Genomic DNA, 11,308 nt, shown 5'->3' on the forward strand with positions numbered 1-11,308 from the left:
ACGGCGAGAGGCAAGGTGCCTTGGAGAACCCATGTATCTCTCAGCGCACTTAAAAATAAGGAGCTACTTTAGTCCATGAAAATCCTCAGGAACATTATCTCGGTGCTGTTAGGGTACCTTGTATATGCGCTGAGTGCGGTCCTTTTATATCAACTCCCGCATATCGATCCTCATGCAAACCCAGCTACCAGATTCTTGATATTTTCTATTTTGTACGGGCTTCTCTTTTCATTCATAGGCGGATTCCTGACCCAGCTCCTGTCAAAATCATCCAACCTGAAAATAAATTACGTACTAGCTTTGATCCTGGCGGGATTTGCTGCAATATCTTATGTCATGACGACGGGAAATCATTATTCACAAATTGCCTCGATATTATTATTTGCACCGAGCTCTCTAATCGGAGGCTGGTACTTTTTGAAAAGAAAACAAGAAAGAAATTGAACTGATGGTCGTTGCAGTTGCGGCCGGGGTTTATATATTTGCATTTTACGAAGCGGGGGAATAAATTCTGCAAAAATTTGGATAGGTAAGAAGAAGCACGAAGCGGAATAATCAAGAGATTCAGAAGCACCAGAAAATATTTGCAGGGAGAGTCGAAATGAAAACAAAGCTATTATTTCTTTTCCTTCTATTATACACGTACTCGTTCGTCGATGCATTAGCTCAGCCGATGCCGCTCGTCTACGATGTTGAGAACACCGGCGCAGACGTTCCGGCACCTTTCATGCCTGCATTCAACCAGCTTCCTATTGTTCAGTCATTGCCGAACCCGTTCGAGTGGGCCGACGGTAGAGGCACCATTTCGTACTACTCCGATTGGCGGGTTCGTCGCGCTGAAATCGGCGACCAGATCCAAAATTATGAGATCGGTGTAAAGCCGCCCCGTCCTGACACCATCACCGCCAGCTACTCGGCCGACACACTCACGGTGAATGTTACTGTGAACGGCCAAACGCTCACGCTGACTTCGCAAGTTGTCCTCCCGTCCGGAACCGGACCTTTCCCGGCAGTGATCGGCATGAATAGTCTCACCGGCAGTCTCCCCGATAGCATATTCGGCAATCGCAATATTGCAGAAATCACATTCAACCATGATCAGGTAACGTCTTACGGCAATCCGAGTAATACGGATCCGTACTTCAGGCTTTACCCAAATCTCAACCTCAGCAATATCGGACAGTACAGCGCGTGGGCATGGGGAGTGAGCCGAATAATTGACGGACTGGAGTTGGTTCAAGATTCACTCCCAATAGATCTGAAACACATAGCAGTCACCGGCTGCTCCTACGCTGGTAAGATGGCACTCTTTGCCGGGGCTTTTGACGAGCGTATTGCGCTTACAATTGCACAGGAGTCTGGTGGTGGCGGCGCTACTTCGTGGCGATATTCTCATACACAGCCTGCCGGCAGCGTGGAAGATATAGATAATACAGATTACAATTGGTTTATGGATTCGATGCACCAATTTGCCGGCAACAATGTTTCATACCTTCCTGAGGACCATCATGAGCTAATGGCAATGTGTGCGCTGCGTGCGTTGTACGTCACGGCAAACCCGGGTTATACATGGCTCTCGAATCCGTCATGCGACGTCTGCAGCAGGGCATGTCAGCAGGTCTATGATGCTTTAGGCATACCGGACAGGTTCGGCTTTTCCATTGTCGGTGGACATGTGCACTGCGACGTTCCACAAAGCCAGATACCGGAGATTGAAGCCTTCGTGGACAAGTTTCTGCTTGGCCGGGATACTGTAAACACGAATATATCTGACAGTCCATATAGTATCGATCTTGTGCCATGGATCACGTGGACTAATCCGACGCTTACTAACGGCACATCTTATTTTGGAAGGACGACTTTAGTCTCGCCTCCTAATCTTCAAACAGGTATGGACACAGCCATTACCTTTCAGTGGAACAAGTCAAGCGACGCTGAAGAGTATTTTATCCAATTATCCAACGGCCTCACATTTGCAAATAATGCCATAATCGATTCGACGGCAGATACAATAGAAACAATCACCGGCATGTCGAAAAGCAAACTATACTATTGGCGTGTGCGGATAAAGAGTGCTCTCGGCCCCGGTCCATGGAGCGATGTCCGGCAGATCACCACGACAGGCCCTTCGCCTGCTAAGCCGGAATTACTTGCAGCCACTCTGGATTCCTCACAATCCGGATACCTCGGATACAGATTCAATTGGAACAAAGTAGGGTGATTATATACTTAATGCACCTGTTTAGGTTTTTTATTTTGAGAATCTTTTTTCTGAACGACTTCAGAAGGTTTAACTGTGAGTAACTTTTTCAACAGCGTTTGGAACTTTTTAAATTCGGATTTGATTTGTGCCATGGATTTCTTTCAAAAAAGTGTGAGTTGTTTAGGTGTATGATGAGCAATCAATTGTCTATACATGATGCGTTTGTTTTGGATGCCGTTAAGCGCAAGGGCAAAACGGTTAGAGTCAGTCGTCTTGCGATTGTTGAAGCGAAAAGTTTGCTCATCAAGGTATCGAAAAAGATGCGAAGGATTACAATATATATAAGTTCCTCTCATCGTTCGCTTGAAAAGGCTCCAGAAATTTTCGATTCCATTTGTGTGAACGTTTCCGTTTACATACGCCGTGGCATGGTCGATAATGCTGTGGATGTATTCTGTTTCCAATCCATTATACGATGCAAAAGCGTCTGTAAATATCTCGGAACCCTTTTCAACTTCTGCGCGGATAATTTTTTGAAGCGTCTTTTTCTTCGCATTACGAGGAGTGGTTATTCGGGCATTCCCGTTTCGTTCAAGCAATCCAACGACAATAGTTTTTCCGACCGAACCGCGCCCGCTAACTTCTCGTTTACCATAGTGCATGTTCCGTGCTTCGCCGCCGAAATATGTCTCGTCTATTTCCACTTCACCGGACAATTTTTCAAACGAACCGGATTTCATTGCTTGGCGGATGCGGTGCAGCATGAACCACGCTGTCTTTTGAGTAACGCCGATTGCTCTGCTAATTTCGCAAGAGCTAATTCCATTTTTAGAATTTGCGATCATCCAAACTACAGAGAACCATTTGTCCAATCCAACGGGAGAAGCCTCAAAAATAGTTCCGGCTTTTACCGAAAATTGTTTTTTGCAGGATTTACATTTCCAAATTTTCCGAGTAGAAATATATGAGTGCTCTTTGCCTTTGCAATGCGGACAAACTATCCCGTTTCCCCACCGAACGGAAACGAGGTAATCGTGTGCAACGGTTTTGTTTGCAAAATAAACGATTGCTTCTTGGAGCGTTTCAGGCTGATTCATGTTTTCACTTTTTAGAAAAATTAATATCAAGGTACATACCAGATGCGTTTGCAATGGCGATGAGTGACGAGAGGGTTAGGTTGTATTTTCCTGACTCTATCTTAGACTCACGTCCACGATCCCAGCCGCATTTGTCGGCAAATGCTTCCTGCGACAGTCCGAGCGACTCGCGGAGCTTTGTGATTTGTTTTCCAAGAATTTCCTGCACTTCGGTTAGTTGTTTTTCTGTTTTAGACATTCAACGCCTCCGCAATTTCGGTGGGCAATTCATCGCGATCAATCTCAATCCATTTTCCCATCAATTCATGTCCGTTGTTCAGTTGCCCCACATAATACACGGTTCGACCGTGGTTCTGATATGCGCCTGGCAGGTATATGGCATGATAGGCGGTGTTTCCAACAATATATGCCGCACCGTCATTCTCGCAGTCATGTTTGAGTTCGGTTTGATCGTCTGTGTCTGGGATAACCCACGTACCGTTACGACTGCCGAACACGGTTGCTGTTATTGGTTTCATCAATTTTTTCATTGCATTTCTCCTGTTTTTGTGATTAGTGATTTACGCCTCGCAGTCATCGCAATGACCACGGCGCGTCGTGTCTCTGTGTTCACCACATTTCGGACAGGTAAATCGAGGCTGATGAATCGCCTGTGGGGCAACAGCAATCACGCGTATCTGTCCAATGCTGTGGTCGTAATAATGGTTCGGGGATTTTTCGCCAGTTTCGACTCCACGTCCGGCGTGGGCTACCAAAAATTGATTCAGTTCCTCAACAGATATTTTGTGATGTTGCGCCGTTTTGATCAACACAGCATCCAATTCCGCACCACTAATTGGATTCCACGTCAGGCCGAGCGATCCGATGAATCCGCTGGTGATTTCATACTGTCTCTCCGTCATTCTCTCATCTCCTGGATCTGTTATGTTGTTGTTAATCATGTATGCAATATAACATACGGTGTATTATAATGCAAGCTTTAGATGAAAAAGTCGGGGTTGTAAGTGGTTGTATTATAATATACTTACAGACAAAATGAAAAATATTTTTATGTGCGAATTTGAACGAAAATCGAAGGTGAGGCAAGTATATAATCACCCAAAGTAGAATACGCCGATCAATATTTATTTCAGATATCTAACGATTCGACATTTGTTCAAGTCAACTCTTCGATTTCAACGTCGGATACGGTCAAGGATTTATTCGGGTTTCTCGAAGGAAAAGAGTACTACTGGGAGGTTCAGGCGAGCAATGTTATAGGTTCAGGCCCGTGGAGCGATGTATCGAGTTTCCATGCAACGGCAGCGGATGTCAGGGAAGAAGGTGGAACACCAAAAGAGTTTTCATTGACTCAGAACTATCCCAACCCATTCAACCCGACTACTAGAATAGAATTTGCGCTGCCTAAATCGGAACTTACAAAATTGACAATCTACGATCTGCTCGGCAGGGAAGTGCAGACACTGATTGACAGAGAATTACAAGCCGGGTATTACGATGTCAATTTTGACGCGAGCAGATTTACGAGTGGAGTTTACCTTTACAGAATCCAGTCGGGAAATTTTACTGAGACAAAGAAACTGCTGTTGTTGAAGTAGAGCTCGGAACATCTACATCGGGATGGTCGTGCATTGCACCGGTAATCTTGCCGGTTCGATAGGCATGCTTATCATGATTCTTGGACGTCCATGATGCAAATTGCATTTTATAAATTGCGAGATGGCGTTTAGGCCATTGCTCGAGAATGAATTTAATAGCGATTTAGGTTGAGGAAGCTATGAAGAAATATTGGATCGAGCTTTTTCTGATTGCGCTGTTATATCCTGGATGCTTAAAATCGACGCAGCCTTCGCAGGATCAATCGGGGAAAACCATTAATGCCACGTATCATCCGAACCAGAAATTTGCGTTTGAGTTGAATCTAAATGCGGATGCAGGATACCAATGGTATTATGTGATCAGCGATTCAGATGTAGCTAAGATTGACAGCGTACATTTCAGACCGTACAGCGGTCGAGCCGATCAAATCGGCGGGCTGACGATAGAGACATTCTATTGCACCGCAATTCGCACCGGAGTTTGCACTTTTGCTTTGAGGGAACTTCGAGGTTGGGAGATCAACATTCCTCCGATTGATTCGATGAGATACGTACTGTTGGTAAGATAATTAATCGCTTGAGGAGTATTTCCTCATCAACACCAAATGAATTATCTTGTTCCTCGTTATAAGGAGGAGTTAGATATGCATTTATCTGAAAAGAAAATACACCTTGCTTTCGAGCGGATGGTGTTTTTCAGCGATGCGGTTTTTGCCATCGCCATCACACTTCTTGTTATTGAAATCAGGATACCGATTCTTCAGCAACCAGCCACCGAGGCGAGATTATGGAATGCTTTTCTTCAGGTTTTCCCTATGATAGTCGGCTTCTTCATATCATTTCTCCTTATAGGGCAGACATGGATCGAACATCATCGGCTGTGCCTTTTTATTGAAGGATACAATTCCGGCCTCTTGTGGAAGAATCTCATTCTGCTGCTGTTCGTTGCATTTCTTCCTCTTGCCACGGCAATTCTGAGCGAATATTATTATCTGAGATTTGCTGCTTGTGTCTACACCGTGGCTTTCGCCGGAATCAGCGTCGCAAAAGCTTTCTTCTGGCGTCACGCAGTGAGGAACAAGCTGATTGGTCCCGGAGTAGATCCAATTCAGGTCACTCGCGCCAGCCGTCGTGTTTGGGCAGCGCCAATTGTATGTTTGTCGTGATCGGCTGTGTAATATCCGCTGTCCCGTTTGCCTATTTTGGTTTTATGTTGATCCCATTGGTTGCATATTTTTTAGATCGAAGCGCCTCGCCCAGATCGGTAAGAGCTTGAGTTTGTGGAAGAACAATAAAACAAAAGAAAGGAAGTCGATGTCATGAAAAATTTTACTGCACGGTGGCAACGCCTGGAGCCATACCTGAAGAGCCTTCTCCGGATCATGGCCGCATTCACGTTTGTGCTTCATGGTACGATGAAGCTGTTTGCCTTTCCCGCGGGGATGGGAAACGGCATTCATCTTTTTTCTCAAGTGGGGCTCGCCGGAGTACTTGAAGCATTCGGCGGCGGCTTGATGTTGATCGGATTATTTACACGCCCCGTGGCGTTTATACTTTCAGGCGAGATGGCAGTGGCATTCTTTCAGGTCCACTTCCCGCGAAGCTTCTGGCCAATAATAAGCGGAGGTGAGCTCGCTATGGTCTATTGTTTCATCTGGCTTTATTTCTCCGCAGCCGGTGCAGGACCATGGAGTGTCGACGCAATATTTAGACGCCCTCGCGACCGGCGGTGACTGCGTTAATCTCGTATGGATCATTGAGAAATACGGAGGTTCAACATGAAAAGCAGTGACATCCAAGCACGCAAACATGCGGCAGCGGAATTTCTCCAACTGGTAATAGCCGGCAAATTCGATGAAGCATACGGAAAGTACGTCGATATGGATGGCAGACACCACAATGTCTTTTTCCAGGCGGGTTTCACAACCCTCAAAAAGGCAATGGCGGAGAATCATGTACAATTTCCCGACAAGAAATTGACAATCAAGAATATTATCGGCGATGATGATCTTGTGGCGGTTCACTCACACCTTATGTTCAAATCCGGAGAGAAGGGAATGGTGGTGGTACACATGTTTCGGTTCAAAGACGATAAGATTGTGGAGATGTGGGATTACGGTCAGGTCATCCCCGACGATTCCCCGAACAAGGACGGGGCATTTTGAACTAACTTCTTTAGTTCCGTGTTCTGATAATATATTGAAGTACTCTTCTATTTTCTTAATTAATCATGGCACGGAATTCATCTGACAACATTCGCAAGTTAATAGACGATCTTTACCGCACGGAATCGCGGAGAGTACTCGCTACGCTGATCCGCCTGCTCGGCGATTTCGAGCTTGCTGAGGATGCAATGCACGAGGCATTCAGCGCGGCCATGGAGCAATGGCAGAAAGATGGCATTCCGAAGAGTCCGCGGGCCTGGCTCGTCTCAGCGGGACGTTTCAAAGCGATTGATCAAATCCGTCGACGGGCAAAATTTGAGACCCCATTCGAACCTTTGGCGGAGCAGCTTGCCGACAGTCTTGGCGTTGACGAGGAATTCGACGACGACAAAATCGAAGACGATCGCTTGAGACTGGTTTTCACGTGCTGCCATCCGGCGCTGTCGCCAGAGGCGAGAGTCGCGCTCACGCTGCGTGAGGTTTGCGGACTTACAACCGAGGAAATCGCGGGTGCCTTCCTCACGACTCCGTCTACAATGGCACAACGAATCGTTCGTGCCAAGTCAAAGATCCGCGAAGCTCGCATTCCGTACAAAGTACCTTCAAGGGATGAACTTCCTGAGAGGCTGGATACAGTTTTGCAGGTCGTTTATTTAATCTTCAATGAAGGATATTCAGCTTCGTCAGGCGACTCGGCCACCCGGGCAGATCTCTCGGATGAAGCAATACGGTTAGCACGGCTTCTACTCACACTTCTCCCTGAAACCGAAGTAAAAGGACTCCTCGCGTTGATGTTGCTCCATGAATCGCGAAGAACCGCGAGAACTTCGCCCTCAGGTGACATTGTTCTTCTGGATGAGCAGGACCGTTCACTCTGGAACCGGGACACGATCAGGGAAGGAGTCGCACTTGTTGAGCAGGCTCTGTCTTCTCCGCCGGTGGGCCCGTATGCCGTTCAGGCTGCGATCGCTGCCGTCCACGCCGAAGCTCAAGATGCATCTTCAACCGACTGGACGGAAATTGTCGAGCTATATGGAATTCTAATGCGGTTAATCCCTTCGCCGGTGGTCGAGCTTAATCGTGCGGTTGCAGTGGCGATGCGCGACGGACCCGAAGCTGGTCTGCGGATTATCGACGACATCCTTATCCGCGGCGAGTTGAAAGATTACCATCTTGCGCATTCAGCACGCGCCGAGCTTTGCAGGAGATTGGGAAAAACGGAGGAAGCTAAGACGTCTTACGAAAGGGCGTTGTCTCTTGCACGACAGGAACCCGAGAAAAGATTTCTTGAAAGACGGCTGAACGAGCTTGACCAATCGGAAGCCCATCATTTCTAATTTCAAAATCGTTCGACATGAAGAGGAGACTGTCATGGAACCAAGATTTGCAGTACTGACGCTAGGCGTTGACGATCTGGAGAGGGCATATAGATTCTATCACGACGGATTGGGATTTCCCTCCAAAGGGATCGTCGGAAAAGAATTTGAACATGGCGAAGTGGCATTCTTCGATATGAAGAACGGAACGATACTCGCAATCTATTCCAGGAGAGATCTTGCCTGGGACGCGGACGTTCCGGTTGGCCATAGATCTTCCACCGAATTCTCGATCGGCTACAATGTGAGAGATACAGCCGAGGTCGAGTCGGTGCTGGATCTGGCAAAAAGGGCCGGAGCGAAGATTGTCAAACCTGCTGAGAAAGCATTTTGGGGTGGTTACCATGGATACTTCGAAGATCCAGACGGACACCTGTGGGAAATATTGTGGAGCCAGCAATTGATTCCGGAGAATTAAAATTATAGAGAACAGAGCTACATTCACTACGTGTAAACTTGTAAGGAGAATAACATGAAGTATATTTGTCTTGTTTACGGAGAAGAAGCAAAGATCGCCGCCATGAACGACGATGAATGCATGGAATATGATGCGGCGATAAGGAGAAGCGGACAGTGCTTCTCATCTGAGGCGCTACAACGGATAAGCACCGCAAAAACTGTAAGAGTTCGGGATGGCAGGGTTTCTATTGTGGACGGACCTTTTGCGGAAACAAAGGAGGCACTTGCAGGCTTCTATCTCATCGATGCATCCAGCATGGATGAAGCGATTGAAGTTGCATCTAAGATTCCGCCGGCACAGGTCGGTTGCATTGAGGTACGGCCGGTGAGAGAGCTGGTTAATACACGCGGTGAGCGAAGGCAAATCGAACAACCGCGAGACTTGTTTGACTGAATTAGTCTGTTCGCAGTAGATTTCGCACAACGATAGAAAAAATGTCTATCTGCAGCAATTCACCGTGGGAAGAGGATCTTCAAACCCAGAAATCACGAAAATCCTGAGAGCGAGTGCTTGATCGCGTCTGTCCATTTTCTTTTGCTCGCCCAAAAGATAAGGAATCGTATAAATACAGGTATGAAGATGAGGAAACTCCAATCTTTCTGCACTACAACAATTAAGCGAACCGAAAGTGAGCGCCTTGCGCCATCCCGCATCAATAAAAAGACTATTATGTCGGAGCGGGAAAAAGGGCGCCCCGCGAAAATGGTCCCGATATTTAATCGGGAACATTCCGTCCCCCGTACTGGAGGCGATTTTGATATACTGCGGTTCACTTCTCACTGAGGAGACTCCAAAAATCGCCTCTTCAGGTAACCTGAGAGTTTCTATATGAGGGGGACGAAACTCCATTTTCGCAGGGGATGGCTGTTATCGAGTCGTTTTATTGTTAATTCCTGTTTGATTTCACTCCTGCCGAGTTAGGAGGTTGAAGCATTAATTTATCCGATATCGCCGGTCTTCGTCTTTTTAACCAACAAATTACTGCCTCGAAATTAATGACTGCGAAAGAAATCGTGAGCTGGATGGGTGCAATTCAGGCCCAGGATTATTCGATGGCAAAGTGGGCTATCGGGATTCGACTCCCGGACTCGACAGACGAGCTGATCGCAGCGGCTATCAATGAAGGCGAAATCCTCCGCACACATTTGATGCGCCCGACATGGCACTTTGTTTCCTCGGATGATATTTACTGGATGCTTGAACTCACTGCTCCTCATATCATAGCATCGATGAAATTCAGAGAGAAGTGGCTGGGACTTACCGGAGCTATTATTGCGAAAAGTAATCGCGTGATAGAAAAAGCGCTGAGCCCCGATGAACATTTAACTCGTGAGGAACTTATCGCGGAACTCAACAAGGCAAGGATCGTGACCGGCGGATTTAGAGGATCTCATCTTATAATGCGAGCGGAGTGGGAAGGGCTGATTTGCTCCGGGAGGATGAAAGGGATTAAACAGACCTACGCGCTTCTGGAGAAAAGAGTCGCAAAGCGCAAACACGTGAGCCGGGAAGATTCCCTGAAAGAACTCGCCCGGAAATATTTTTCGAGCCATGGTCCGGCGACTCTTCATGATTTCGCCCGCTGGTCCGGGCTGTCGATGAACGACTCAAAGAATGCGCTGGAAATGATCAAATCGAAATTCGTTTCAGAGGTCGCAGATGGAAACACGTACTGGTTGCCAGATTCTCTCGCAGTGCCGAATCACGAATCGATACCGAACGCACCTTCCCGCATAGGAGCACTGCGGGACATGCCTTTGTCCCCCTCTCTTTTCGGAAAGAGAGGGGGAAAACCCGCTTTGCGGGATGGGGGTGAGTCAGAATATTGCTGGCAACATCTGCGTAAACAAAACTCCGTTTTTCTCCTCCCTGCTTTCGATGAATTCCTCGTCGGCTACAAGGACAGGAGCGCATCTCTCTATCGCAGCATCGAGAAGAAATTGATTTCAGAGAATCGTTTGTTCAGACCGGCAATTGTGATCAACGGACAGGTGACAGGATTATGGAAGCGAAAGATCGCTGACGGTGAGCTCATCATCGAGACAGGATTATTTCGCGCGCACACTAAAAAAGAAAAAGATGTAATTCGACAGGCAAGCATGCAATTCGGGAAGTTTTTGGATGCGAAAAACGTCGTCTGCAGGATTTGAGCAGTGTATAATGCAGAGTATTTGATAGACAAGTTGCCGGAGCGAAGAGGTAAGAAATAGAACGTCATAAATCAAAAATCATGAGAGGTCTGCTCCCCTAGATTTACTTTTGATTTTTACTTGACATTTACTCCATGGCTTATTAAAATTTAGACGAAGATATTGCCAGAGGGCAGAAAAAAGCAGGGAGCCCAAAGCACGAAGATTCACCTTACGATTGTTTCAGCTTGAAGCTGAGTAGTTTTGAAAGCTTGTCCCC

The 11,308-nt window shown here is 46.8% G+C and carries 15 protein-coding genes; 11 read left to right on the forward strand and 4 right to left on the reverse strand.

Features of this window, described 5'->3' with window-relative positions; translation table 11 throughout:
* Positions 1 to 75: 75 nt before the first annotated feature.
* A complete protein-coding gene (locus VLX91_13270) occupies positions 76 to 444 on the forward strand; it encodes a hypothetical protein (GenBank protein HUI31176.1) in 369 nt (122 codons plus the stop codon).
* A gap of 157 nt (positions 445 to 601) precedes the next feature.
* Positions 602 to 2,221 carry a hypothetical protein gene (locus tag VLX91_13275; GenBank protein HUI31177.1) on the forward strand — a complete coding sequence of 540 codons (1,620 nt, stop codon included), beginning with the start codon at positions 602 to 604 and terminating at the stop codon, positions 2,219 to 2,221.
* A gap of 143 nt (positions 2,222 to 2,364) precedes the next feature.
* On the opposite strand, the gene VLX91_13280 is transcribed toward VLX91_13275, so the two are convergent.
* Genes VLX91_13280 through VLX91_13295 form a run of 4 tightly spaced genes read right to left on the reverse strand, consistent with a single transcriptional unit; the run spans position 2,365 to position 4,202 of the window.
* Positions 2,365 to 3,300: an IS1595 family transposase gene (locus tag VLX91_13280; protein ID HUI31178.1), complete on the reverse strand. Its 936-nt coding sequence runs from the start codon at positions 3,298 to 3,300 to the stop codon at positions 2,365 to 2,367.
* Between the two features lie 4 nt (positions 3,301 to 3,304).
* Positions 3,305 to 3,538 (reverse strand): helix-turn-helix transcriptional regulator, encoded by a 234-nt coding sequence (locus tag VLX91_13285; GenBank protein ID HUI31179.1) that lies wholly within the window; start codon positions 3,536 to 3,538, stop codon positions 3,305 to 3,307.
* On the reverse strand, positions 3,531 to 3,830 hold the full coding sequence (locus VLX91_13290; protein HUI31180.1) for a hypothetical protein: 300 nt from the start codon (positions 3,828 to 3,830) through the stop codon (positions 3,531 to 3,533). The genes VLX91_13285 and VLX91_13290 overlap by 8 nt, the downstream gene beginning before the upstream one ends.
* A 30-nt stretch (positions 3,831 to 3,860) precedes the next feature.
* Positions 3,861 to 4,202 (reverse strand): hypothetical protein, encoded by a 342-nt coding sequence (locus VLX91_13295; GenBank protein ID HUI31181.1) that lies wholly within the window; start codon positions 4,200 to 4,202, stop codon positions 3,861 to 3,863.
* 444 nt (positions 4,203 to 4,646) lie between these two features.
* On the opposite strand from VLX91_13295, the gene VLX91_13300 reads away from it, so the two are divergent.
* The 9 genes from VLX91_13300 to VLX91_13340 all read left to right on the forward strand — a co-directional run bounded on the left by VLX91_13300 (position 4,647) and on the right by VLX91_13340 (position 11,049).
* On the forward strand, positions 4,647 to 4,898 hold the full coding sequence (locus tag VLX91_13300; protein HUI31182.1) for a T9SS type A sorting domain-containing protein: 252 nt from the start codon (positions 4,647 to 4,649) through the stop codon (positions 4,896 to 4,898).
* A 179-nt stretch (positions 4,899 to 5,077) separates the two neighbouring features.
* Entirely contained in the window at positions 5,078 to 5,467 is a 390-nt protein-coding gene (locus VLX91_13305) for a protease inhibitor I42 family protein (GenBank protein ID HUI31183.1), read from the forward strand.
* Between the two features lie 75 nt (positions 5,468 to 5,542).
* Positions 5,543 to 6,064, forward strand: a complete 522-nt coding sequence (locus VLX91_13310; protein HUI31184.1) for a TMEM175 family protein — start codon at positions 5,543 to 5,545, stop codon at positions 6,062 to 6,064.
* A 153-nt stretch (positions 6,065 to 6,217) separates the two neighbouring features.
* Positions 6,218 to 6,631: a DoxX family protein gene (locus VLX91_13315; protein HUI31185.1), complete on the forward strand. Its 414-nt coding sequence runs from the start codon at positions 6,218 to 6,220 to the stop codon at positions 6,629 to 6,631.
* A 45-nt stretch (positions 6,632 to 6,676) separates the two neighbouring features.
* A complete protein-coding gene (locus VLX91_13320; protein ID HUI31186.1) occupies positions 6,677 to 7,063 on the forward strand; it encodes a nuclear transport factor 2 family protein in 387 nt (128 codons plus the stop codon).
* A gap of 65 nt (positions 7,064 to 7,128) precedes the next feature.
* A complete protein-coding gene (locus VLX91_13325; protein HUI31187.1) occupies positions 7,129 to 8,400 on the forward strand; it encodes an RNA polymerase sigma factor in 1,272 nt (423 codons plus the stop codon).
* 34 nt (positions 8,401 to 8,434) lie between these two features.
* Positions 8,435 to 8,857, forward strand: a complete 423-nt coding sequence (locus tag VLX91_13330; GenBank protein ID HUI31188.1) for a VOC family protein — start codon at positions 8,435 to 8,437, stop codon at positions 8,855 to 8,857.
* A 54-nt stretch (positions 8,858 to 8,911) separates the two neighbouring features.
* A complete protein-coding gene (locus VLX91_13335; GenBank protein HUI31189.1) occupies positions 8,912 to 9,292 on the forward strand; it encodes a YciI family protein in 381 nt (126 codons plus the stop codon).
* A 602-nt stretch (positions 9,293 to 9,894) separates the two neighbouring features.
* Entirely contained in the window at positions 9,895 to 11,049 is a 1,155-nt protein-coding gene (locus tag VLX91_13340; GenBank protein ID HUI31190.1) for a winged helix DNA-binding domain-containing protein, read from the forward strand.
* Positions 11,050 to 11,308: the final 259 nt, after the last annotated feature.

The organism is Candidatus Acidiferrales bacterium (genome assembly GCA_035515795.1).
GTDB lineage: Bacteria > Bacteroidota > Ignavibacteria > Kryptoniales > JAKASW01 > JAKASW01.